The sequence below is a fragment of the Pseudarthrobacter sp. SORGH_AS 212 genome (assembly GCF_030818145.1).
Classification (GTDB): Bacteria; Actinomycetota; Actinomycetes; order Actinomycetales; family Micrococcaceae; genus Arthrobacter.
Genome location: NZ_JAUTAA010000001.1, coordinates 2,388,596 through 2,411,378, shown reverse-complemented (window position 1 = coordinate 2,411,378; position 22,783 = coordinate 2,388,596). Strand labels below are relative to the sequence as shown.

The 22,783-nt window shown below is 67.3% G+C and carries 19 protein-coding genes and 2 pseudogenes; 11 read left to right on the top strand and 10 right to left on the bottom strand.

Translation table 11 applies throughout. The features are described from left to right. Window positions 1-54 precede the first annotated feature (54 nt). Complete coding sequence (locus QE394_RS11010; protein ID WP_349034497.1) at window positions 55-2,763, bottom strand: PEP/pyruvate-binding domain-containing protein; 2,709 nt, start codon at window positions 2,761-2,763, stop codon at window positions 55-57. A 206-nt stretch (window positions 2,764-2,969) separates the two neighbouring features. Between QE394_RS11010 and QE394_RS11005 the strand changes: the two genes are divergently transcribed. Beyond that, window positions 2,970-4,379, top strand: a complete 1,410-nt coding sequence (locus tag QE394_RS11005) for an aldehyde dehydrogenase family protein (protein WP_349034496.1) — start codon at window positions 2,970-2,972, stop codon at window positions 4,377-4,379. 10 nt (window positions 4,380-4,389) lie between these two features. Here the strand turns inward: QE394_RS11005 and QE394_RS11000 are convergent, their stop codons facing one another. The 6 genes from QE394_RS11000 to QE394_RS10975 all read right to left on the bottom strand — a co-directional run bounded on the left by QE394_RS11000 (window position 4,390) and on the right by QE394_RS10975 (window position 9,650). Then, the gene (locus QE394_RS11000) at window positions 4,390-4,776 is read right to left on the bottom strand and encodes a hypothetical protein (RefSeq protein WP_349035401.1); all 387 of its coding nucleotides are present in this window, start codon (window positions 4,774-4,776) and stop codon (window positions 4,390-4,392) included. 187 nt (window positions 4,777-4,963) lie between these two features. After that, on the bottom strand, window positions 4,964-5,389 hold the full coding sequence (locus tag QE394_RS10995) for a helix-turn-helix transcriptional regulator (protein ID WP_056081345.1): 426 nt from the start codon (window positions 5,387-5,389) through the stop codon (window positions 4,964-4,966). Between the two features lie 15 nt (window positions 5,390-5,404). Then, window positions 5,405-6,385 carry a DnaJ C-terminal domain-containing protein gene (locus QE394_RS10990; RefSeq protein ID WP_200937825.1) on the bottom strand — a complete coding sequence of 327 codons (981 nt, stop codon included), beginning with the start codon at window positions 6,383-6,385 and terminating at the stop codon, window positions 5,405-5,407. 83 nt (window positions 6,386-6,468) lie between these two features. Continuing rightward, window positions 6,469-7,143 carry a nucleotide exchange factor GrpE gene (locus QE394_RS10985; protein ID WP_056081358.1) on the bottom strand — a complete coding sequence of 225 codons (675 nt, stop codon included), beginning with the start codon at window positions 7,141-7,143 and terminating at the stop codon, window positions 6,469-6,471. Between the two features lie 3 nt (window positions 7,144-7,146). Then, on the bottom strand, window positions 7,147-9,018 hold the full coding sequence (gene dnaK, locus QE394_RS10980; RefSeq protein WP_056081363.1) for a molecular chaperone DnaK: 1,872 nt from the start codon (window positions 9,016-9,018) through the stop codon (window positions 7,147-7,149). 311 nt (window positions 9,019-9,329) lie between these two features. Further along, window positions 9,330-9,650, bottom strand: a complete 321-nt coding sequence (locus QE394_RS10975) for an ArsR family transcriptional regulator (RefSeq protein WP_056081366.1) — start codon at window positions 9,648-9,650, stop codon at window positions 9,330-9,332. 94 nt (window positions 9,651-9,744) lie between these two features. On the opposite strand from QE394_RS10975, the gene QE394_RS10970 reads away from it, so the two are divergent. Beyond that, window positions 9,745-11,040 carry an MFS transporter gene (locus QE394_RS10970; RefSeq protein WP_349034495.1) on the top strand — a complete coding sequence of 432 codons (1,296 nt, stop codon included), beginning with the start codon at window positions 9,745-9,747 and terminating at the stop codon, window positions 11,038-11,040. 73 nt (window positions 11,041-11,113) lie between these two features. Here QE394_RS10970 and QE394_RS10965 read toward each other — a convergent pair whose 3' ends face one another. Together QE394_RS10965 and QE394_RS10960 are read right to left on the bottom strand one after the other, a co-directional pair. Continuing rightward, window positions 11,114-11,404: a hypothetical protein gene (locus QE394_RS10965; protein WP_056081371.1), complete on the bottom strand. Its 291-nt coding sequence runs from the start codon at window positions 11,402-11,404 to the stop codon at window positions 11,114-11,116. A 202-nt stretch (window positions 11,405-11,606) separates the two neighbouring features. Continuing rightward, a pseudogene (locus QE394_RS10960) lies at window positions 11,607-13,821 on the bottom strand (efflux RND transporter permease subunit). A 212-nt stretch (window positions 13,822-14,033) separates the two neighbouring features. Here QE394_RS10960 and QE394_RS10955 point away from each other — a divergent pair. From QE394_RS10955 to QE394_RS10925, 7 genes are all read left to right on the top strand, one after another. After that, a complete protein-coding gene (locus QE394_RS10955) occupies window positions 14,034-14,564 on the top strand; it encodes a MarR family winged helix-turn-helix transcriptional regulator (RefSeq protein ID WP_349034494.1) in 531 nt (176 codons plus the stop codon). A gap of 66 nt (window positions 14,565-14,630) precedes the next feature. Next, window positions 14,631-15,449, top strand: coding sequence for a methyltransferase domain-containing protein (locus QE394_RS10950; RefSeq protein ID WP_349034493.1), 819 nt, complete (start codon window positions 14,631-14,633; stop codon window positions 15,447-15,449). A gap of 72 nt (window positions 15,450-15,521) precedes the next feature. After that, window positions 15,522-15,824 (top strand): type II toxin-antitoxin system prevent-host-death family antitoxin, encoded by a 303-nt coding sequence (locus tag QE394_RS10945; protein ID WP_349034492.1) that lies wholly within the window; start codon window positions 15,522-15,524, stop codon window positions 15,822-15,824. Continuing rightward, the gene (locus QE394_RS10940) at window positions 15,821-16,210 is read left to right on the top strand and encodes a type II toxin-antitoxin system VapC family toxin (protein ID WP_056081381.1); all 390 of its coding nucleotides are present in this window, start codon (window positions 15,821-15,823) and stop codon (window positions 16,208-16,210) included. The genes QE394_RS10945 and QE394_RS10940 overlap by 4 nt, the downstream gene beginning before the upstream one ends. A gap of 34 nt (window positions 16,211-16,244) precedes the next feature. Further along, a complete protein-coding gene (locus QE394_RS10935) occupies window positions 16,245-16,868 on the top strand; it encodes a LysE family transporter (protein WP_349034491.1) in 624 nt (207 codons plus the stop codon). 161 nt (window positions 16,869-17,029) lie between these two features. Further along, window positions 17,030-17,569: a low molecular weight protein-tyrosine-phosphatase gene (locus QE394_RS10930; RefSeq protein ID WP_056081387.1), complete on the top strand. Its 540-nt coding sequence runs from the start codon at window positions 17,030-17,032 to the stop codon at window positions 17,567-17,569. A gap of 19 nt (window positions 17,570-17,588) precedes the next feature. After that, entirely contained in the window at window positions 17,589-19,724 is a 2,136-nt protein-coding gene (locus tag QE394_RS10925; protein WP_349034490.1) for a chorismate-binding protein, read from the top strand. 28 nt (window positions 19,725-19,752) lie between these two features. Here the strand turns inward: QE394_RS10925 and cls are convergent, their stop codons facing one another. Then, window positions 19,753-21,192, bottom strand: a complete 1,440-nt coding sequence (cls, locus tag QE394_RS10920) for a cardiolipin synthase (protein ID WP_349035400.1) — start codon at window positions 21,190-21,192, stop codon at window positions 19,753-19,755. A 129-nt stretch (window positions 21,193-21,321) separates the two neighbouring features. Here cls and QE394_RS10915 point away from each other — a divergent pair. After that, window positions 21,322-22,252: pseudogene (locus QE394_RS10915) on the top strand (aminodeoxychorismate lyase). Between the two features lie 60 nt (window positions 22,253-22,312). Continuing rightward, the gene (locus QE394_RS10910; protein WP_056081395.1) at window positions 22,313-22,777 is read left to right on the top strand and encodes a pyridoxamine 5'-phosphate oxidase family protein; all 465 of its coding nucleotides are present in this window, start codon (window positions 22,313-22,315) and stop codon (window positions 22,775-22,777) included. Window positions 22,778-22,783: the final 6 nt, after the last annotated feature.

Genomic DNA, 22,783 nt, shown 5'->3' with positions numbered 1-22,783 from the left:
CAGGGCAGAGTGCCCGGCGCAGGTCAGCCGACGCGCGTGTAGCTTATGAGCTGTTCACAATAACTTTTTTGTTGATGACGCGGCAGCATCGGCCACGGCGGGGTCTGCCGGCAGGACAGTGACCGTGCCGGCGTCCCCGTCCACCAGGACCTGCTGCCCGGTGGTGAGGCGTTGAGTGGCCACGCCGGTGCCGAGGACGGCCGGGATGCCGTATTCGCGGGCAACGATGGAGCTGTGGCTCAGCGGGCCGCCCACATCGGTTACCACCGCCGAGGCCATGGCGAACAGCGATGTCCAGGCGGGCGTGGTAATCCGTGCCACCAGGACATCCCCCGGCCGCATTTGGCCGAAATCCCGGGGCCCGTACACCACGCGGGCGGGTGCGCTGACCCGGCCCGAGCTCGCACCGACGCCCTTGATGACGTCCCCGCTCTGGTGCTGCGACCCGGCCGGCATCCATGAGCCGAAAGACCGCTCCATCCACCGGCTCTCCGGGAGCATCTGCGGGGCAGCGGCTTTCGCCTGGCCCCGCCACAGCATCCGCCGTTCCTCGACGGCGTCGGCGCGGACAGGGCGGGCAGTTCCGGTGATGGCCACGGCTGCAGTACCGGCCGCCTGCGTGCCGGGTGCAGCGAGCCCGAACTCGACGGCGCTCCGCAGCTCCTGGAACCGCAGCCAGAACACGTCCTCCGGGACAGTGATCACGGAGGCGGCCACCAGCCGGTGCCCGAGTTCGAGCAGTGTCCGCCTCAGCAGCGGCCAGGCGAGTCCGACGTCGGCGAGGGCGTCCTCCCGGATCGGAGCCGTGGCCTGGGCCCACCGCAGCAGACGGAAGAACACGGCGCGCCGGCGGGGTCCCAGCCGGGCCGCGGCATCATGGGTCAGTTCTTCCCGGCGCCCGGTCAGGAGCCGTTGGCGCTCATGCGGATCGGTGCCCTGGCCGCGCAGGTAGAACTTCACCGTCTCCAGCAGGGTGGCGGGGTCGTCGGCCGGGACCGGGGTGGCGAAGTCCAGGTTGTAGACGGCGTGGCCGTAGAGATCCAGATGCTCCTGGAAGGCGAACCGCCACTCCTGCCACAGGACGTCGTCCACCCCTGCCGGCGGCGAACCGGTGCGCTGGCACCCGGCGAGTTCCGCCGTCGGCCGTTCCAGCAATACCGATGTGAGCCCGGGGTCGCTGCGTGCCCAGCCGGCAAGGTCGTAGAGCGACTTCTCGGCGCGGATGGGCTCGCTGTCGAAACCGAGGAGCAGCGCCTGCGCCGGGGGATCTCCGTCCCGCCGGACCAGCTTGTCGTAGAACGCCCGGAACGAGAGCTCACTGGTGGCTGCGAGCGGAATGATGGACTGCACGGCGGTGTAGTAGACGGTCCCGGCGTCCAGCAGCGCCTGCGCACCGGCCAGCAGTTCCTCGCCGGACAGCTCCAGCAGCGGCTTCGCGGCCCAGTCCTTAACCACCCGCTGATACTTGGGGTGCGAGTATCCGCGCCAGCCGGCCACGCCCATATGCGCCTCGCCGCGGAACAGGGCGCGGAAGGCTGCCGGCGATTTGGCCATCATCCGCCACATGCCGGAGTTGCGGTAGTAGTAATACGCATAGCCGTTGACGGTGGGCAGCCGGACGTCGCCCTCGCGGACGGCTCCCTTGCCCACCGCCCCGGCCAGAAGGGCCTGCAGCGACCTCGCCACGGAGCCGTCAATGAGGTCGGCGAACAGCGGCGTCAGCGGGTCCGGCAACTGCTCCACGATGCTGGCCCGGAAGTACATGCCCTTCGGGTAGGGCAGGGGCCAGGTGTCCGGGATGTCGGCCGCCGGCTCCGGCAGGGCGGTGATGGGACGGGACTGCAGGATGAAGAAGCTGCCGCCGGCACGCGCCCATTCGATGTCCTGCGGCATCCCGAAGTGCTCCGCAATCCGCCTGCCAAAAGCGGCCAGTTCGGCAGCGGCGGGGTCATCCAGGACGGGCGCACGACGGCGGGCTGCCGCCACCGGCTGCTCCCGGGTCCCGCCCTCCGCGTATACGGTCATGACGGATTTGTCGGCCGTCTGGCGCGAGAGCACCTTCCCCGTGGCCGCCTCCACCACCACGTCATCGGTGCTGACGGTCCCGCTGACCACCGATTCGCCGAGCCCCCACGCGGCACTGATCACTGCCTGGTCGCGCCGGCCGTTCGCGGGGTTGGCAGTGAACATCACGCCGGCCGCCTCGGCATCCACCATCTGCTGGACCACGACGGCGAGCCGCACCTGGCCGGGCAGGACGCCTTCGCGGGCCCGGTACGCCATGGCGCGCGCCGTCCAGAGCGAGGCCCAGCAGTCGATGACCGCCTTCGTGAGGGCCTCGAATCCACGGATATTCAGGTAGGTATCCTGCTGCCCGGCGAAGCTGGCCGAGGCCAGGTCCTCCGCGGTGGCTGATGAGCGGACCGCCACCGGGACGTCCGCTCCGCCGAGGAGCCCATAGGCGCCGGCAAGTTCGTCCCGCATCCCCCCAGGCAGGGTGCCGCCCGTGAACAGGGCACGGATCCTGTCGGAGGCAGCCGCATAGTCGCCGGGCGCAGCGTTCGGGGGCACCGCGGCCACGCGCTGGATCCCGTCCCCCAAGCCGTTGGCGTTGACGAATTCGGCGTAGGCATCGGTGCCCAGCACGAATCCCGGCGGAACCGGCAGCCCGGCGCGGATGAGCCCGGACAGGCCAAGAGCCTTGCCGCCGGCAGCAGCCAGATCGCCGTTTCCCACATCGCTGAGACCGTTGATATATGGCATGACCGCACGTCCTTGCTGCCCGGCGGGGCGGTGCCGTGAACCTGATCCTCAACATCATGGCACCGCGTCGCGGGCCTGGCCACTGTTCCCTCAAGGTCAACAGTCCTGCGCCACAACACAAGGGGCGCGCCCCGCGCTCAACCACACTGGGAAGTAGCCCGTCCAGCCGCCGGCTGGCGTCCTTGCCTACTCGAAGTGGAGTACCCGTGGAAACCTATGATGCGCTTCTGGCCGCCATCTCACCCGCCCCCGGCACCGGCCGGACCATCCTGGATCCCGCAACCGGCGCGGCTGTGGGCGAGGCACCGGTGCACAGTGTGGCGGACCTGGAAGTGGCCATCACTGCGGCCGCCGCCGCGCAGCCGGCGTGGGCTGCCCTGGGCCACGACGCCCGGTCCGCAATCCTTCTGAAGGCTGCCGACGCCGTCGAACGCTCAGCCGAGGAGCTCGCCCAACTGCTCTCCCGCGAGCAGGGCAAGCCCCTCAACGGGCCCAACGCCCGCTTCGAGGTCGGCGCCTGCGCGGCCTGGCTCCGCGCTGCGGCCGGCACTCCCCTGGCCCCCGAAACCTTGGTGGACGACGGCGAAACCCGCGCCGAACTCCACTACCGGCCCATCGGCGTCGTAGGCGCGATCGGGCCGTGGAACTGGCCCATGATGATCACCACCTGGCAGATCGCCCCCGCCCTCCGCATGGGCAACACCGTGGTGGTCAAGCCTTCCGAGTACACGCCGCTTTCGGTCCTGGCCCTGGCCAAGGTGCTCAACGAAGAACTTCCCGAAGGGCTGCTGACAGTCGTGTCCGGAGGCCGGGACGTGGGCGAAGCTCTGGCGTCGCACGGGGCGGTTGGCAAGGTCATGTTCACCGGGTCCACCGCCACGGGCAAGGCGATCATCCGCTCGTCGGCGGACACCGTCAAACGCCTCACGCTCGAGCTCGGCGGCAACGACGCCGGCATCGTCCTGCCCGGCACCGATCCCCGGGCGATCGCCCCGGACCTCTTCTGGGGCGCCTTCATCAACACCGGCCAGACCTGCGCCGCCCTCAAGCGCCTCTACGTCCACGACTCCATCTACGACGCCGTCTGCGAGGCACTCACCGACGTCGCGAAGGCCATGCCGATGGGCAACGGCCTGGACGAGAACAACGTCCTCGGCCCGCTGCAGAACAAGGCGCAGTACGACGTCGTCGCGAACCTCGTGGAGTCGGCCAGGGCTTCGGGAGCGCGCGTCCTCCTCGGCGGGAACCCGGACTCCAGCCAGCCCGGCTACTTCTACCCCACGACGCTGGTGGCGGACATCGGCAACGGCAACCCACTCGTGGCCGAGGAACAGTTCGGCCCCGCACTGCCGATCATCCGCTACGGCACCATCGACGAAGCTGTGGAGATGGCCAACGCCCTCGACGTCGGCCTGGGCGCCTCGGTGTGGTCCTCCGACCCCGCGGCCGCCCGTGCGGTGGCCGCCCGGCTGGAAGCAGGCACCGTTTGGATCAACCGGCACGGCGCCGTCGATCCGCGGATTCCATTCGGCGGGGCCAAGCAGTCAGGATACGGCCTGGAATTCGGCGCCGAAGGCCTTAAGGCCCTGGGCATCCCGCAGGTCATCAACGGCTGAGGACTCCGGCTCACCCCATGGCAGGGGCCACCGACGTGCGGCCGGACAGGTGGCGGCGGGCCCAACCGGCGAGCTTCCTGCCTTTGCCCTGCCACCAGTTGTCCTCGTCCCTGCCGCTGTGGAACCGGAAGATGATGGCGGTGAGCACGAACATGCCCATCACCACATCGATCCACGACGACACCACGATGGCCACCAGGACCGTCAGGGCATCGGCGATGACCGCCGGGATGGCCAGGGTCCGGAAGACGGTGCTGGCCACGTAGCGCCGGTGCGACCGCGGAACGGACGTTGCCCGGACCATGTCGAAGCAGACGCACACCACCACGACTGTTTGCCCGATGGCCAGCAGGGCCTGCCCGGGCACCGAAGCGCTGAAGGACGCAACTGCTTCCATTCCCGGGCTCATGACCGGGCCAAGAAAAGAGAACCAAACATGGAATAACCCCCAGAAACGAATGGAACCACTGCTGCAACAGCAGTGGTTCCATTGAAGGTTTCCTTGGGCGGGGCTGCACGAGTAGTGGGTACTCTATTTTCGCCAAGCGGCCAGGCGCCGGTTACTCACCGGCCGGCTGCTGCCGCTACTGCCCGATGGCGCGGGGCCGCCACAGCACCACGGCCTGCGACCGGGGACGGGGGCGCTGGCCGCGGGCCAGGCTCACGACGTCGCCGGCCGCGCCCGCGGCAAAGATGCGGGAGTCGAATGCCTGCGGGCGCCGCCCCAGTTCCTCGGTCAGTTCCAGCACGCGCCGCTGCAGGGCAGATACCTGGTTTTCGAGTTCCAGGATGCGTTTGATCCCTTCGAGGGAGACGCCTTCCTGGGACAGCCGCTGCACTTCGCGGAGCATGTTGACGTCGCGCTGCGAGTACCGCCGGGATTTCCCGGGGGCACGGCTGGGTTTGACGATGCCCAGGCGGTCGTACTGGCGGAGCGTCTGGGGGTGCATGTCAGCCAGCTCAGCCGCCACGGAAATCACGAAGATGGGCTGGTCAGCGTTGATGTCCACGGCACACCTCCTCCGCTACAGCCGGGCCTTGGCGGCCAGGCCCTCTCGGACGTCAGCGCCGGCCGTGGCCTCGGCGAAAGCCTTCACGGCGGCCTCGGCCTCCTTGTTCAGGTTCTTGGGAACCGCGACGTCGATGGTCACCAGGAGGTCACCCGTCGCCTTGGAGGTCTTCACACCTTTGCCCTTCACCCGCAGGGTACGGCCCGACGGCGTGCCGGCCGGAACACGGACCCGAACCTTCTCACCGTCGATGGTGGGCACCTCGATGTCACCGCCCAGGGCAGCCTCGGGGAAGGTGACCGGGACGTGGATGCGGAGGTTGTCGCCGTCGCGCGTGTAGAACTCGTGCGGCTTAACCGAGACGGCAACCACCAGGTCGCCATTGCCGGCCTGGCCGGGCTGGCCCTTGCCGCGCACACGGACCTTCTGGCCGTCCTTGATGCCGGCGGGGACGCGAACATCGATGACTTCGCCATTGGGTTCGCGCAGGCCGATGGTGGTGCCGCGGATGGCACCGGAGAACGAGATGCTGGTGGATGCGGTGCGGTCCGCGCCCTTCTGGGGTGTCCGCTGGAACCCGGGCGAGCCGCCGAATCCGCCGCCGAACAGGTCCGCGAACTCGGGCGGGATATTGCCGGCGGACGGGTTGAAGCCGCCCGCGTGCCGCCCTGTATTGCCGGTGAACAGGCCGCCGAAGAGGTCCTCGAACCCGCCGTTGCCGCCTGCGGCACCGCCGCCGCCGGGAGCGAACCGGGCGCCGCCGCCCATGGCGCGGATGGCATCGTACTGCTGGCGCTCGTCGGCATCGGAGAGCACCGAGTAGGCCTCGGAGACGTCCTTGAACTTCTTTTCGGCAGCAGCATCGCCGGAGTTGGTGTCCGGATGGAACTGCCGTGCCAGCTTCCGGTAAGCCTTCTTGATATCGGCATCGGAAGCGTCCTTGGCAACACCAAGGATCTTGTAAAAGTCCTTGTCCACCCAATCCTGGCTAGCCAATGGCGTTTCCTTTCAAAAGTTACGGGTCAGTGGCTGGGCTTGCCGAAACCTGGGTTTCGACAAGCCCAACCACCGGGGTAATGCTACGCAGGTACTGCGACGATGACCTGTGCTGCGCGGAGCACGCGGTCGCCTGACTTGTAGCCGGAGCGGAGCACCTGGCTGACGGTGTCAACCTCGATGTCTTCGCCGGGCTGCTGGATCAGGGCCTCGTGGACCGTGGGGTCGAACTCCACGCCGGTTTCGTCGATGCGGACCAGGCCGTAGGTCTTCAGCGCGTTCTCCAGCTTGGCGGCGATCGCGGCGAAGGGGCCATCGGTGAGGTCGCCGTGCTGCCGTGCGGCGTCGACGTCGTCCAGGACCGGGAGCAGGGAGTTCAGGACGCCGATGACGGCCATCTCCCCTGCCACGGCGCGGTCGCGTTCCACGCGCTTGCGGTAGTTGACGTACTCGGCCTGCAGGCGAAGGAGGTCGTTCTTCAGCTCGGCCGCCTCAGCGTTGGCGGACCCTGCGGGAACACCCTGGGCCACGGATTCCTCCGCGGGCACCTCGACGCCGTTGAGGATCTCCTCGGCCTGGGCCAGCGCGTCGCCGTCGGAATCCTGCGCGGAACCGGCCTGCTCGCCTTCAGGGTGCCGGGCCTGCCCGGTCACCGGGTCAACCTTGCGGTTGTCCCGGATGACCGGTTCCTGGCTGTTGCCCTTACCCTCGTGGTTCGCGGGTGAGCTGTGCTCTTCCTCGTTACCGTGATGGGGCATGGCTTACTTCTTCGCTTCGTCTTCGTCGATGATCTCGGCGTCGACGATGTCTTCGTCGGCCTTGGCGCCATCGCCCGCTGCTGCGCCTTCAGCACCCGCGGCACCGGTGGCACCGTCCGGCGAACCGGCCTGGGAGTAGATGGCTTCGCCGAGCTTGGTCTGGGAAGCCTGCAGCTTCTCGAACGCGGTCTTGACCTCGGCGTCGTCGGTGCCTTCGAGCGCCTTCTTGAGGGCGTCGACGTCGGCCTGGACCTCGGTCTTGACCTCTTCGGGCAGCTTGTCGGCGTTGTCGGCGATCAGCTTGTCCACGGAGTAGGCGAGCTGCTCTGCGGAGTTGCGGGTGTCCGTTGCCTCGCGGCGGGCCTTGTCCTCGGCTGCGTGCTCCTCGGCGTCCTTGACCATGCGGTCGATGTCTTCCTTGGAGAGTGCGGTGCCGCCGGTGATGGTCATGGACTGTTCCTTGCCCGTGCCCTTGTCCTTGGCGGAGACGTGGACGATGCCGTTGGCGTCGATGTCGAACGTGACCTCAACCTGCGGGACGCCGCGCGGCGCCGGAGCGATGCCGGTCAGCTCGAACGTGCCCAGCGGCTTGTTGTCCCGGGTGAACTCCCGTTCGCCCTGGAAGACCTGGATGGCCACGGACGGCTGGTTGTCGTCAGCGGTGGTGAAGGTCTCGGACCGCTTGGTGGGGATGGCGGTGTTGCGCTCGATCAGGTGCGTCATGACGCCGCCCTTGGTTTCGATGCCGAGGGACAGCGGGGTGACGTCGATCAGGAGGACGTCCTTGCGCTCACCCTTCAGCACGCCGGCCTGGAGTGCAGCACCAACGGCCACAACCTCGTCCGGGTTCACGCCCTTGTTGGGTTCCTTGCCACCGGCGAGTTCCTTGACCAGCTCGGAGACGGCGGGCATACGGGTGGAGCCGCCCACCAGCACGATGTGGTTGATGTCGGAGAGCTTGATGCCGGCTTCCTTGATCACGTCGTGGAACGGCTTCTTGGTGCGCTCGAGCAGGTCCTTGGTGAGGTCCTGGAACTTGGCACGGGTCAGCTGCTCGTCCAGGTGGACCGGGCCGTCGGGGGTGACGGACAGGTACTGGAGGGAGACGTTGGTGCTGGAGGAGGAGGAGAGTTCCTTCTTGGCCTGCTCAGCGGCTTCGCGGAGGCGCTGCAGGGCGATCTTGTCCTTGGACAGGTCGATGCCCTTGACCTTGAGCTGGTTCAGCAGGTAATCGACAACGCGCTGGTCCCAGTCGTCGCCGCCGAGGCGGTTGTCACCGGCAGTGGCGCGGACCTGGATGGTGGAGAAGTTGTCTTCGTCCTTGCCCACTTCGAGCAGGGAGACGTCGAAGGTACCGCCACCGAGGTCGAAGACCAGGATGAGTTCGTCTTCCTTGCCCTTGTCCAGGCCGTAGGCGAGGGCGGCGGCGGTGGGCTCGTTGACGATGCGCAGGACGTTCAGGCCGGCGATTTCGCCGGCTTCCTTGGTGGCCTGGCGCTCGGCGTCGTTGAAGTAGGCCGGGACGGTGATGACGGCGTCGGTGACCTTTTCGCCCAGGTAGGACTCGGCGTCGTTCTTCAGCTTCATCAGCGTGCGCGCGGAGATTTCCTGCGCGGTGTACTTCTTGCCGTCGATGTCCACCTTCCAGTCAGTGCCCATGTGGCGCTTGACGGAGGCGATGGTGCGGTCGATGTTGTTGACGGCCTGGCGCTTGGCGATTTCGCCAACCAGGACTTCGCCGGACTTGGAGAATGCAACCACCGACGGCGTGGTGCGGCCACCCTCGGCGTTGGCAATAACGGTGGGCTCGCCACCTTCGAGAACGGAGACGACGGAGTTGGTGGTTCCGAGGTCGATACCTACTGCACGTGACATGTGTTGCTTCCTTCTTTCCTTGGAAACTGGTTGGCGCCCGCATGATTGAGCGTTCTGCACTCAACTTTACTCAGGGCCCACATGATGTCAACTGAAGTTGAGCGTACTTCACTCAACTCTTGTCCCATGCGGATGCAGGCAACGACGACGGCAATCACCCGGCGCCCGGAATGGCGGGGAATTCCGGGCTGCTAAAGCCTGGTTCCGCTGTGGGAGAACGGGCACCAGCCAGCCTCGGCAGAGTGGCTTCCGGGGGGATCGCTGCCTGCGCATCCACAGCAACGGAATGGCACGCAGGCCGCGGACGGCGCCTACTGCACCGGCGCGTCGAGGACGGCGGGCAGCAAGCCGGGGAAGCGGGCTTCCAGATCCTCGGACCGGAGGGTCAGGCGGCGGCCCCGGCCGTTGGCCTCGTTGCGGATGATCCCGGCCTCGCGCAGGACCTTCATGAGGTGCGATTTTGTGGACTTCGGCATGTCCGGAACCCTGAGCGAGCAGTCAGCCATATCGAGGGGGCCGGAGCGGAGCTGGCGCACGATGTCCAGCCGCTCAGGATCGCTCAATGCGAAGAGCACGCTGGGCAGATCAAGATCCGCGCGGGTGGGGTGGGGGAGGTTCGCCGGCGTAGCCACGGTTCGATTTTAGTTGAACCATCGGGGTTGGTGCCAGTAAGCTGTTGATTCGATATTTTTCGAACCAACCCCAAAACCCAGAAGGTGGCACGTTGTGACGCACTCCCCCGCAGCCCGGCCCCGTGAAGCACGCCGGCGGCTGGGCTTTGTCCTCGTCGCTGCTGCCACGGCGGCAATGATGGCCGGCGCCAGCGCCCCATCCCCCTTCTACCCCACCCTGCAGGAGCAGTTGCATCTGCTGCCGGTGGCCACCACGGGAATCTTTGCTGTCTATGCCGTTGCGCTGCTGGCGGCACTGCTGGTGTTCGGATCCCTTTCGGACCACCTGGGACGCAGGCCGGTCATCAGCGGCGCTTTCATCCTGCTCGCCGGCAGCGTCACGGCGTTCCTCCTTGCGGACTCGCTGGCAATGCTCCTGGTGGCACGCGTCCTGCAGGGCATCGCCAGCGGCCTCCTGCTGACCACGCTTTCTGCGGCCATTGCGGATCTCGAAGCTGAAGACGACCCTGGCTCGAGTGCGGCCTGGAACACGGTCGCCCCGCTGGGTGGCCTGGCGCTGGGAGCTCTTGCGTCCGGGCTGCTGCTGGATCTGATGGCAGAGCCGCGGACCCTGGTGTTCGTCTCACTGTCGGTCATCTACATCGCTTTTGCCGCGCTGGTGTGGGCCGCACCGGAAACCTCGCCCCGCGCGCCTGGCCTGGCAGCATCGCTGAAGCCACACCTGACCCTTCCGCCGGCAGCCCGCAGCGGATTCGTCAGCGGTGCGCCGGCCGTGTTTGCCGGCTGGGCGACGGGCGGACTGTACCTCTCGCTCGGCGCTGCAATAGTCCACACAACGTTCGGCATCCGGGAGCACCTCTGGCAGGGCATGGTGATCACCATCCTGGCAGGCGTCGGCGCCGCAGCGGCCGCGCTCCTGCACCGGTTCGGCGCCCGCACCATCACCATTTTCGGAACCACAGCCCTGGCGCTGGGGACCGCCCTTTCACTCCTGGCCATCGGGCTGGGCTCATTCGGCCTGTTCCTGGCCGCTGTGGTGGTGGCCGGCGCCGGATTCGGCACCGCCTTCATGGGCGTCATCCGGTCCATCAGCCCCCTGGTTGAGGACCACGAACGCGCCGGCACCTTCGCGTCGCTCTTCGTGGTGGCCTACACGGCCTTCGGTGTCCCGGCGGTGCTGGCCGGACTGCTGGCACCTGTCCTCTCACTGCCGGTCACCACCTACGCCTACGGCGGCCTGGTAACGGTGCTGGCAACCGTGGCAGCGATCAGCCGGGCCCGCAGCAAGGACGCCGGACAGGCCGGCGAAGCGGCGGACGGCACCGCCGGAGAGGCCCCGGACACGGCAGAGCGCATCGGGGCCGGAGCGGTTTCGGACGCCGGGCACTAGGCCCTCGGGCACAACGGCGGCGGCCAGCCGGCTCGGCTGGCCGCCGTCATGGCCGGATCAGCCCTCGGGCCGCCTACCGGTCGGACTCCGGACGCCCGTGCAGCGGCCCGCGCTCGTCCTCCGTGGCCTGGACCTGCCCGTCGGCCAGCCCCTCGCGGACAGCCTCTTCCCCGCGTTCACTTCCGCTGGTGCCGGCGTCGCCGTAGTCGCCGTCGGGATACTGGCCGTCCTCAAGGTTTTCGGAGGGAACTTCGACCGCGCCGGCCTCACCGTAGTCGCCGTCCATGTACTGCCCGCCCTCGCCTTCCATGCCGGGGGCAGATCCGCCCTTGCGGGGTTCCTCATCAGCGCGGTTTTCACTCATGCGTCATCTCTCCTTCGAGTTCCGCGTCCAAGCGGGCGCAGTGGCAGTTTATCGAGCCACGCAGCCCGCCAACAGGTGCGGAAAGGGCTTTTTGACACCCCGATCAGGCCGCGCTGCCAGCCCGGATACGGCTGCTGCCGCCACCATGGAGCGGTGGCGGCAGCAGGGCCTGGCAGATAGATGACCGGCAGGGCGCCTGCCGTCAGCGGCTGGAGACCTCCTCGAGGGGTTCGACGCCGGGCTCCCGCGGCTTGTCCGCAGCAGAGGCGCCGGCCCGGGCGAGCTTGCCGGGCCACCAGATCTTCGGGCCGAGGTCGTACGCCAGGGCTGGCACCAGCAGCGAGCGCACCAGCACGGTATCCAGCAGCACGCCAAAGGCCACGATGAAGGCCAGCTGCACCAGGAACATGATGGGGATGACGCCCAGGGCAGCGAAGGTTGCCGCCAGGACCACGCCGGCGGAGGTGATGACGCCGCCGGTGACGCCGAGGCCGCGGAGGATGCCGGGCCGTGTTCCGTGCTTGATGGATTCTTCCCGGACCCGGCTCATCAGGAAGATGTTGTAGTCCACGCCCAGGGCCACCAGGAAGACGAACCCGAACAGCGGGACGGTGGCATCTGCGCCCGGGAAGCCCAGGAGGTTGTTGAACACCAGCGCGGAGACACCCATGGCGGCGGCGTAGGACAGCACCACGGAGAGCACCAGCAGGACCGGCGCCACGATGGAGCGCAGCAGCAGCATCAGGATGAAGAGGATGACCACCAGGACCACGGGGATGATGATCACCAGGTCACGCTGGGCGGTGGTGTTGGTGTCCAGCGCAGTGGCCGTCACGCCACCCACCAGGGCACCGGAGTCAACGGCCTTCACGTCAGTCCGGAGCGCTTTGACGGCTTCTTCTGCCTCGAGGGAGTCCGCGGCGGAGTTCAGGGTGGCGTTGATGAGGACCTTGCCCTCGCGGACGTCCGGCTCGCTGGGCGCGCCGGGGGGCTCCGGTGATGGGAACACTGCCCTGGGCCAACAGATAGGCGTCGCCCACGCCGCCGGCCGCCTTGACCGCGTCCAGGACTTCCTGCGCCTTGGCCTGGTCCGCAACCACGACGGCGGGGCTGCCGCTGCCGGCGTCGAAGTGGCGCGCCAGCGCATCCTGGCCGTCCACGGCGTTGGAGGCCGTGAGGATCACGTCGGTCTGGGGCACCCCATTGGCCTTCAGCTGCAGGACGCCGGCAGAGGCAACCAGCAGGAGCAGGACGGAGCCGATCCAGATGGTCCGCGGGCGGCGGGACACCACCGAACCGGTGGCGCGCCACAGCCCCTTCTGGCCCTCGAGCCCGGTCACCAGCTCGGGCTCGCGCTCCTCGGCGGGCACCAGCTTGGGCCGGAAAGGCCAGAACGCGGCACGGCCCAGCAGAGCCATGAGGGCGGGCAGGAGGGTCAGCGCGGCGAACAGCGAGCAGAGAATGCCCGCCGCGGCCACCGGGCCGAGGGCCTTGTTGGAGTTGAGGTCGGAGAACAGCAGGCACAGCAGCGCGATGATTACCGTGGCGCCGGAGGCCAGGATGGGCTCGAAGGAGGCCTTCCACGCAGTGATCACCGCCTTGGTCCGGTTGGTGGTGTGGGTGAGCGCCTCACGGAAGCGGGCCACGAACAGCAGGGCATAGTCCGTTGCCGCGCCGATCACCAGGATGGACAGGATGCCCTGGCTTTGGCCGTTCAGCTGGATCCAGCCCGCTTTTGCCATGCCGAACACCAGCAGGATGGCTGCGCAGAGGGCAAAGACGGATGTCAGCAGGACCATGATGGGCAGCAGCAGGGACCGGTAAACGATCAGCAGGATCACGAACACGGCGGACAGGGCCACGAGCAGGAGGATGCCGTCGATCCCGCCGAACGCCGCCGTCAGATCCGCTGCCAGGCCCGCAGGACCGGTGACGTAGGTCTGCATGCCCTGCGGCGCCGCCTCCGCCACGGTGTCCCGCAACTCCTTGACGGCCTCCTTGACCTCCACGGAGCCACCTATGGGGGCGATGAACTGCACGGCCTTGCCATCCGCGGACGGAATGGGGCCGATCACCGCGCTGCCCAGTTTCAGTTCCTCCAAGGTTGTCCGGAGTCCCGCAACTTCACCGAGCTGGGCAGGAGTGAAAGCCTCGGCGTTCTCAATGACGATCACTCCGGGAACCTCGTCCGAGTCACGGAATTTCGCTTGCCAGTCCTGGGCCTCCGTGGCCTCGGCGCTGGCGGGCAGGAACGACGCCTGGTCGTTGGAGGAGACCTCCTCCAACCGGCCGAAGGTTGGGCCGCCGATGCCGGCAAGGCCAAGCCAGGTCAGCACCAGGATGACGGGAATGAGCCAGCGGAGCCAGAACGGGACGCGTTCCTTGGCTGCAGTCTGATGTTTCATGATGCCTTCCATGCGGATGGTCCACGCGGGACAAAGCGGAGTAGGATTGATTCCAGCTTAGACTATCTCCATGATAGAGATAAGTGCCAGTCAAGCTTTTTAGCTTCGCGGCCCGGTGCGGGCCAACCCGGGACCAATGCCACGCAATGCCAAGGCAGCTGAAGTAATATCCGTCAGGGCCAGTGCGCGCAGACCAACGGCCCCGCGAACTCCAGGAGGTGACGATGACCGGCAGCAACCCGGACAACACCGGCCCGGCCGCGCCTGAAACACCTCGTGCCGGCGGACCCCACCCCCTGGTCCGGCTGCTGCAGGACTTCACGCTGGAGGCCAACCGCTACGTGGACGCCGCGGGCGGCCGCAAGGACATGCACCGGACGGACCTGAACGCCTTAGCCGTCATCATGCGCCATACCGCTAAGGGCAACACGGTCACGCCCGGGCTCCTCCGCAAGGAACTGAACCTGAGCTCACCCGCCACCACGGCCCTGATCGACAGGCTGGACAACTCGGGCCACGTGGTCCGCGAGCGCCACAGCTCGGACCGCCGCCAGGTCCAGCTGAAGATGACCCCCAAGGCCTTCACCGAGGGCGGTGCCATCTTTGCGCCACTTTCACGCCACATGGGAATGGCCATGGCGGAGTTCACCGACGCGGAGCTGGATACCGTTTCGCGTTTCATGGCCGCCATGGTGGACGCCACCATTGCCGCCCGCGAGGAGTCCCCCGAACCCTCCGGCCACAGCGCCACCTAGCAGACACTCCCGTTTTGCCGGCCCCAACGCCAGTCCCTGCCGCCGGGTTGGGAGTAGCGTTTGTCCATGAGCGACCAGCAGCCTGAAGACGACGTCTACACGCACGGCCACCACGAGTCAGTGGTCCGCGCCCATGCCGCCAGGACCGCCGAGAATTCAGCGGCATTCGTCCTGCCGCACCTCACCCGGGGGACGGACGTGCTCGACGTCGGATGCGGGCCGGGCAGCATTACGTGCGATTTTGCCGCAGTGGTCAGTCCGGGCAGGGTCACCGGGCTGGACCGCTCACCGGACATCATTGCCCAGGCGAAGGCGCTCGCCGTCGAACGTGAAGTGCCCAACGTGGAATTCGTGGCCGGCAACATCTACGGCCTCGACTTCGCTGACGGGACGTTCGACGTGGTCCACGCCCACCAGGTGCTGCAGCACCTGACCGACCCCGTCGAGGCGCTGCGGGAGATGCGCCGGGTGGCCAAGCCGGGCGGCATTGTTGCAGTGCGGGACGCCGACTTCCACGGCATGAGCTGGTACCCCGCCATCCCGGAGCTGGACGAATGGATGGACCTCTACCAGCTCATCGCGCGGCGGAACGGGGCCGAGCCCGACGCCGGGCGGCGCCTGGTCAGCTGGGCCCAGTCCGCGGGCTTTCACGACGTCGCCCCCACCAGCAGCAACTGGCTCTACGCCACGGGCCAGCAGCGCCGGTGGCAGGCCCGCGTGTGGGGTGAACGGGTGCTGCATTCGGCGTTCGCGGAGCAGGCCCTGGAGTACGGTTTCGCCAACCCGGCGGACCTGGCGCGGATCTCGGCCGGCTGGCACCGCTGGGGCTCCACGGACGACGGCTGGTTCCTGATTCCGAACGGGGAGGTCATCGCCCGGGCCTAGGTTGGGCCGGTTTTTCCACATGGCCCCAAGGTTCCCTGCCGCGCATGCGTTCCCAGGCGTAGCCTCGGGGTCATGACCTATTACGGAGACCACGAGTATTGGGCTGAGCCTTATGCCGTGGAGGTTGACCAACTAGACTTGGTCAACATGGGACAGTACAACGTCCAGGAAGCCAAAACCCGGCTTTCCGAACTGCTGAACCTCGTGGAACGCGGCGAGGACGTGGTCATCGCGAAAGCCGGACGCCCCGTTGCGCGGTTGGTGAAGATCGAGCCTCCCACCAGGCGGGATCTTGGGTTCCTGGGCCCGCTTCACATCCCGGACGGGTTTTATGAGCCGTGGACAGAGGAGGAAATGGGAGTTGCCGCAGAATGAGGCTGCTCCTGGATACGCACGTCTTCCTGTGGGCAATCGCCGAGCCGCGGCGGCTCTCCACCAAAGCCCGGAACGCCATCACCAAACTGGATAACCAGGTCTTCGTTTCGCCGGTGACCGCCTATGAGCTCTCCTACAAGCACAGGCTCGGAAAGCTTCCCGCCGGGTCTGCGATCGTCGCGAGCTTTGGCCGCCAACTCGCCCACCTCTATGCGTCCGAGCTTCCGGTCAGCGCATCCCACGGGCTTGCTGCCGGACAACTCGACTGGGACCACAAGGATCCCTTTGACCGCCTGCTGGCAGCGCAGGCCATGGTGGAGGGTTTTACCTTGGTCACGGCGGACGGGAGTTTGCAGGCCTTCGAACCGGTGGCCACATTGTGGTGACGGGCCAGCCGGCCGGCCCGCGTAAGATTGGTTAGTGCAATTTTCCCTGTGGCTGGCCCTGGCAGGCGCTGGCGCCCTCATCAGTTTCACGCCCGGTGCCGGCGCTATCAACACCATGAGCAATTCCCTGAACGCCGGCTTCCTCCGCTCCATCTGGGGAATCCTTGGCCAGCAGGCAGCGCTCGTTGTCCACGTGCTCATCGTGGCGCTGGGCGTGGGTGTGCTGGTTTCCGGGTCGCCGCTGGCCTTCAACATCATCCGCTACGCCGGGGCCGCCTACCTGGTCTACCTGGGCATCCGGCAGTTCCTCAGCAAGCCCGCCGTCCAGGAGGAGCAGGCGGCCGCGTCCACATTCGAGCCCGCTGTGTCGATTTTCCGGCGGGGTTTCTGGGTCAACCTCCTGAACCCCAAAGCGATTGTCTTCTTCCTCGCCTTCACCCCGCAGTTCATCCGGCCCGAAGAATCGCTGATTACCCAGTACGCCATCCTCACGGCCACCATCGTGGCCATCGACATCCTGGTCATGTGGTTCTTCTTCGCCGCGGCCGCCCGGTCCTTCCAGCGGTTCACGCAGACCGAACGGGGCCAGCTGGTCCTCAGCAAGGTGTTCGGCGTGTTGTTCGTCGGCGTCGGAATCCTGCTGGCCTTCATCCACTGATCAGTTGATGGGGCCGCCGGACACGCGGCCCGCCAGGCGTCCGGGGACCGTCAACCCTGCCCCTTACCCGTTTCCAGCAGCCGTCATGCATCTTTACAAATCCGTCAAATATTGTGAATCGCCGCTGGCCATTGGTGGCCATAAAGCGCATGCTTAGACACATGAACTCAACGTCGAGCCCATACCGCGTCATTGCCGTTTGCACAGGCAATATCTGCCGCTCCCCCATGGCTGAACACATGCTCCGGGCGGCACTGGAACGCGAGGGGCTGGACGACCTGGTGATGGTGGACTCAGCGGGCACCACCGGGTACGAGGCCGGGCGGCCCATCGATCCGCGCGCGGCCCGCCGGCTGGCCATCACGCAACTCACTACGGACTTCCATGTGGCCAGGGAGTGGGACCACGGGTGGTTCCGCGACCGGGACCTGATCCTCGCACTGGACATCGACCACTACGCGTGGCTCAGCCAGGCAGCTCCGGACAGGGAGTCGCTGGAGAAGATCCGGATGCTCCGCAGCTTCGACCCCGCGATGACCGGCCGGGACCTCCTGGACCAGGGCATCGAGGATCCCTGGTACGGCGGCCACGCCGATTTCGACGCCGTCTGGCACCAGATCCACACCGCAATGCCCGGCCTCGTTGACCACATCCGGGCAGCGGTGGCAAGCAATGCACACCTGGCGCGGCAGGCGCACTGAAAACGGTACGCTCTACTCCATGAGCCCAGCCCCCGTCATCATCGCCATTGACGGACGCTCGGGTGCAGGCAAGACCACCCTCGCCGTGGAACTCGCCGCGCGGCTGCGCGCCCGCCACAAGGTGTCGCTGTTCCACCTCGAGGACATCTATCCCGGCTGGAACGGCCTGGCCGCCGGCATCGAACGCTACATCAGCACCGTCCTCGGCCCGCTCAGCCGCGGTGAGGCCGCTGCCTGGACCAGTTGGGACTGGGAAAGGCATTACGACGGCGACCCCCGGGTCACCCTTCCCGCCGAGATCGTCATCGTGGAGGGAGTCGGCGCCGCGGCCGCCGCGGCCCGGCCCTTCCTGAGCGCGGTCATCTGGGCGGACTCGCCGGAGGACGTCCGACGCACCCGCGCGCTGCAGCGGGACGGCGAAACCTACGAACCTTACTGGGACCAGTGGGCGGCCCAGGAGTCCGAATGGCTCGCCGCGGACGATGTTGCCGCCGAGGCGGACCTGCACATCCGGAACGTGGCCGATGGCGGCGCGCCGGAGGACGTGCTGCAGCTCCTGCCGTATCTCCCGGGGCTGGCCCAGGTCCTCGCGCCCGAACTGTCTGCCCGCCGGGGCCTGAGCCTCCGTGCGGAACGGCTCGACGCACGCCCGCGGGCCGCCGAACTCTTCAGTGCCCTTTACGGCCGGTCCGCCAACGCGGTCTGGCTTGACTCGTCCAACGCCGGGGTTTCAATCATCACGGGGCCTGCGGCAGGCGGGGATCCCGCCGATCCAACCGTGCGGACGGCCGCCGAACGCAGCCGCTTCAGCATTTTGGCGGACGACGGCGGCACGTTCGGCCAGTCGGTCACGCACCGTGCCGGAGCCAGCCACATCAGCGCCGGCTCCGTTACCGCCAGCGTGGACGGACCGTTTTTCCGGTGGCTGGACACCGTGTGGGGCCGCCGGGCGGTCCGCGCCCCGGAGGGCTACCCCGGAGAGTTCACCCTGGGGTGGCTGGGCTACCTGGGCTACGAACTGAAACGGGAAACCGGCGGCGCCGATGTTTCCGCGGCCACGCCGGACGCTGCCCTGATCTTCGCCGGACGGGCAATTGTCCTGGACCATGTGGAAGGCACTGCCTGGCTCCTGGCCCTGGACGCCCCGGACGCCACCGAATGGCTGGACACCGCACGGGCAGCGGTGCGGGCCGCAGCGGTTACGCCCACGGCGTCGGACAGCCAGGATGCCGCCGCTGCCCCGGCCGGCGCCGCCCTTGACGGCGGCAGCACCGGCGTCGGCGGCTCCCCCGTGCCTGCGTTCACGAGCCGGGACAGTGGCGTGGCCTACCGGGCCAAAATTGCCGAGGCGCAGCGCGAAATCGGCGAGGGCAACACCTATGAAGTCTGCCTGACCACCACCCTCGCGGCGCATGTTCCGGCGGATACCGTGGATCCATGGAACACGTACCTGGCCCTGCGCCGGCGAAACCCGGCACCCTTCGCCAGCTACCTGGCGTTCGATGGGCTGGCGGTCGCCAGCACCTCCCCGGAACGTTTCCTGCGGATAGCGTCCGACGGCGGCATGCGGGCCGAACCGATCAAGGGCACCCGCCGCCGGGCTGCCGACGCCGCTGAGGATGCTGCCCTGCGGACGGAGCTTGCGACGTCGCTGAAGGACCGGGCCGAGAACATCATGATTGTGGACCTGCTGCGGAACGACCTCAGCCATTTCGCGGTCCCCGGCTCCGTGACGGTGAGCCGGCTGTGCGCGATCGAAAGCTACGCCACAGTGCACCAGATGGTGAGCACCATCGACGCCAGCCTGCCGCCGGGATCCCCGCGGGCCGAAGCCGTGGCCGCCTGCTTCCCTGCCGGTTCCATGACCGGGGCGCCGAAGATCAGCACCATGGCCATCCTCGACCGGCTGGAAGCCGGCCCCCGCGGCGTCTATTCGGGTGCCATTGGATATTTCTCGCTGAACGGTGCCACGGACCTGGCCGTCGCCATCCGGACCCTGGTGATCAGCGCGGACGGCGACGGTACGGCGGAACTGACCCTCGGCGTCGGCGGCGCCATCACGTCCGACTCCGTGCCGGACGAGGAATACGATGAAATCCGGACCAAGGCCTACGGGGTGCTCTCAACCCTCGGCGCGGAATTCCCCGGCCCCTAAAGCACCTGCCGGAACTGGCTGGCCGCCACTACTGGACGGTTGCCGTCAGCCTCGCCACGTTGTCCACATAGCGGGCGGCGAGCGGCCGGTTCAGCCAGTCCGCCAGCCGCAGCTCGTGGGAAATGTCCCGGTACGTGTTCTCCACCGCGCGCATCTTGGCCACGATGTCCGCGCCGAGCAGCATGACGGACACCTCAAGGTTCAGGGAGAACGAGCGCATGTCCATGTTGCTCGAGCCCAGGACGGCCACCTCGTCGTCGATGGTGAAGTGCTTCGCATGGAGAACGAACGGGGCCTTGTACAGGAAGATCCGGACGCCCGCCTCGAGCAGCGCCTCGTAGTAGGACTGCTGGGCGTGGTGGACCAGGAACTGGTCGCCCTTTTCGGAAACGAACAGTTCAACGTCCACGCCGCGCTGGGCTGCCGTGGTGATGGCGTACAAAAGGGAATCATCCGGGACGAAGTACGGGCTGCAGATCGAAATCCGGTGCTGCGCCGAGTAGATCAGGGTATTGAACAGCCGCAGGTTGTTCTCCGTGATGAATCCCGGGCCGCTGGGCACCACCTGGGCGGTGACGTGCCCCGGCGTCCTGTCCTCCGGAAGCTGCAGCTGGTGCTCCAGCGACTCGTCCGTTTCGCTGAGCCAGTCGGTGGCGAAGACGACGTTCAGGGTGGTCACGATCGGTCCGCGGAGGCAGGCCATCAGCTCAACCCATTCGCGGCCGGCCTTGCGGTGGCGGGGGTTGTTATAAGAGGGCTCGATAAGGTTCTGCGACCCGGTGAAGGCCAGCTCACCATCCACCACCATGATCTTGCGGTGGTTCCGGAGGTCCGGCCTGCGCCACTGCCCGTGGATGGGCAGCAGGGGCAGCATGCGCTTCCACTGGATCTTGCCGGCTCTGAGGCGCTTGAGGAGGTTCTTATATCCCTTGACCCGCAGGGTGCCGATGTGGTCAAAGAGCACCCGCACTTCGACGCCGCGTTCTGCGGCTTCCTCGAGGGCGGTGAGGAGGTCATCGGTGATGTGGTCGGTGCTCATGATGTAGAACTCGGCGTTGACGAACTTCTTCGCCTTCCGCACCGCTTCGGTCATGGCAAAGATGGAATCCGGGTAGCCGGGGATGAGGTCCACCGTATTGCCGTCCACCATGGGCAGCGAACCCAGCCGGCGGTTCAGTTCACCGGCCGACTTCACCCATTCGGGGCCCTGGTAGTCGCTTTCGGCGTCCGAGAGGGCCGTGATGCCCGCCTGCACCCTCTCGTTGACCTGCTGCTGCTGTTCGCGGCGCCGGCTGGACAGCCGGAAGTTGCCGAAGAGCAGGAAGAGGATGATGCCCAGGAACGGCACGAAAAAGATGCCCAGCAGCCAGGCCATGGCCGTGGTGGGGCGCCGGTTGCCCGGGATGATCCCCAAGGCCAGGATCCTGATGGCGAGGTCTGCGACACCGAGGATCACCACTACCCACATCGGCGCGGTGCCGGCAAGCGAAAATGGCCACAACACGAGATAACCCCCGGAAGATGAGCTCCCGGCGGACGGGTTCCGTCCGGGCACTCCGCCCAGCTTATCCGCGCGGCACCGCACTAAGCTGGTCCCATGACCTCTCCCGCCCCCGTGGTACTCGTTTTCCTCGATCCCGCCTACCCCGACGGCCGGCCCGCCGACGCATCCCAGCCGCAGCTGATGGTCACGGACCAGGGAGCAACCCGGGGCGACGGCATCTTCGAGACGATGCTCGCCGTACGTGGGTCAGTCCGGAAAATCCAGGCCCACCTGGACCGCCTCGGTGGCTCTGCGGAAGCACTGGACCTCAGCATTCCGGGGCAGGATGAGTGGCGGCGGGCCATCGCTGCCGGTATTGCCGGGCACCACGCAAAGTACCCGGCCACCAGCCCGGATGACGACGAGCTGGTGGTCAAGCTGGTGGTTACCCGCGGCGTGGAGGGCGCGGCGTCCGCCACCGCCTGGGTCCAGGTCTCCCCTGCGCCGGCCGCCGGCCGCCGGCAGCGCGAAACAGGCATCGACGTCATCCTGCTTGACCGCGGTTACGACAGTACCGTTGCAGAGCGCGCACCGTGGCTGCTCATGGGTGCCAAGACGCTCTCCTACGCCGTCAACATGGCCGCCCTGCGCCATGCCCGCAAGCAGGGCGCCGACGACGTCATCTTTCCTGTCCTCCGACGGTCGCGTGCTTGAGGGCCCCACCTCCACGGTGCTGCTGGCCCATGTGGAAGAGTCCGGGGACGGCACCACCGTCAAGCGCCTCATCACACCGCAGCTGGACAGCGGCATTCTCCCTGGAACATCCCAGGGTGCCCTGTTCCACGCGGCAAAGGCAGCGGGCTGGGAACTGGGCTACGGACCCCTGGAACCGCAGGACCTGCTGGACGCCGACGCGGTCTGGCTGATCTCCAGTGTCCGCCTGCTCGCCCCCGTTAACACGATCGACGGCAAGCAGATTGGCACCCCGTCATTGCAGAAGGAACTGACGGCCGAGCTCACCGAGCTTTACGCCGGAATCGAATAGCACTGAAACAAGGGGTGAAGTCCCTTTTCCGCATCCCGCTTCGCCCGTAAGGTGTGGACCATGGACTCGCTCAAGCTGCCAATCGAAAACCTTTCCTTTGACGACTGCTGGGACCTCCTTTCAGGCGACACGCTGGGCAGGCTCGCCATCGTCGTGGACGGCCACCCCGAGGTCTTTCCGGTTAATTTTGTTGTCCACCGCCGGAGCATCGCCTTCCGCACGGCAGCTGGTTCCAAGCTGTGGGGCGCCATGATGGAACGCCCGGCGGCGCTGGAGATCGACGGGTACGACCCCGCCACGGAGCTTGCATGGAGCGTGGTGGTACGCGGCGATACCCAGGTCATTGAGGACCAGTCCGAAATGGACGCCGTGGACGGCCTGGGACTGGAGCCCTGGCAGCCCGGCGAAAAATCGAACTACATCCGGCTGAACGCCAAGGCCCTGACGGGCCGCCGGTTCCAGGTGAACCGGCCGGACGTCTGGAACACCCGGCTGCAGGACCGTCGGCGGGCATCGTTCGAATAGCCACTG

Bases quoted from the DNA above. Each gene is read 5' to 3' on its own strand.
- QE394_RS11010 (WP_349034497.1), bottom strand. From the start codon at position 2,763: ATGCCATATATCAACGGTCTCAGCGATGTGGGAAACGGCGATCTGGCT.
- QE394_RS11000 (WP_349035401.1), bottom strand. From the start codon at position 4,776: ATGGAAGCAGTTGCGTCCTTCAGCGCTTCGGTGCCCGGGCAGGCCCTG.
- QE394_RS10985 (WP_056081358.1), bottom strand. From the start codon at position 7,143: ATGCCCCATCACGGTAACGAGGAAGAGCACAGCTCACCCGCGAACCAC.
- dnaK (WP_056081363.1), bottom strand. From the start codon at position 9,018: ATGTCACGTGCAGTAGGTATCGACCTCGGAACCACCAACTCCGTCGTC.
- QE394_RS10965 (WP_056081371.1), bottom strand. From the start codon at position 11,404: ATGAGTGAAAACCGCGCTGATGAGGAACCCCGCAAGGGCGGATCTGCC.
- QE394_RS10955 (WP_349034494.1), top strand. From the start codon at position 14,034: ATGACCGGCAGCAACCCGGACAACACCGGCCCGGCCGCGCCTGAAACA.
- QE394_RS10950 (WP_349034493.1), top strand. From the start codon at position 14,631: ATGAGCGACCAGCAGCCTGAAGACGACGTCTACACGCACGGCCACCAC.
- QE394_RS10945 (WP_349034492.1), top strand. From the start codon at position 15,522: ATGACCTATTACGGAGACCACGAGTATTGGGCTGAGCCTTATGCCGTG.
- QE394_RS10940 (WP_056081381.1), top strand. From the start codon at position 15,821: ATGAGGCTGCTCCTGGATACGCACGTCTTCCTGTGGGCAATCGCCGAG.
- QE394_RS10930 (WP_056081387.1), top strand. From the start codon at position 17,030: ATGAACTCAACGTCGAGCCCATACCGCGTCATTGCCGTTTGCACAGGC.
- QE394_RS10925 (WP_349034490.1), top strand. From the start codon at position 17,589: ATGAGCCCAGCCCCCGTCATCATCGCCATTGACGGACGCTCGGGTGCA.
- cls (WP_349035400.1), bottom strand. From the start codon at position 21,192: ATGTGGGTAGTGGTGATCCTCGGTGTCGCAGACCTCGCCATCAGGATC.
- QE394_RS10910 (WP_056081395.1), top strand. From the start codon at position 22,313: ATGGACTCGCTCAAGCTGCCAATCGAAAACCTTTCCTTTGACGACTGC.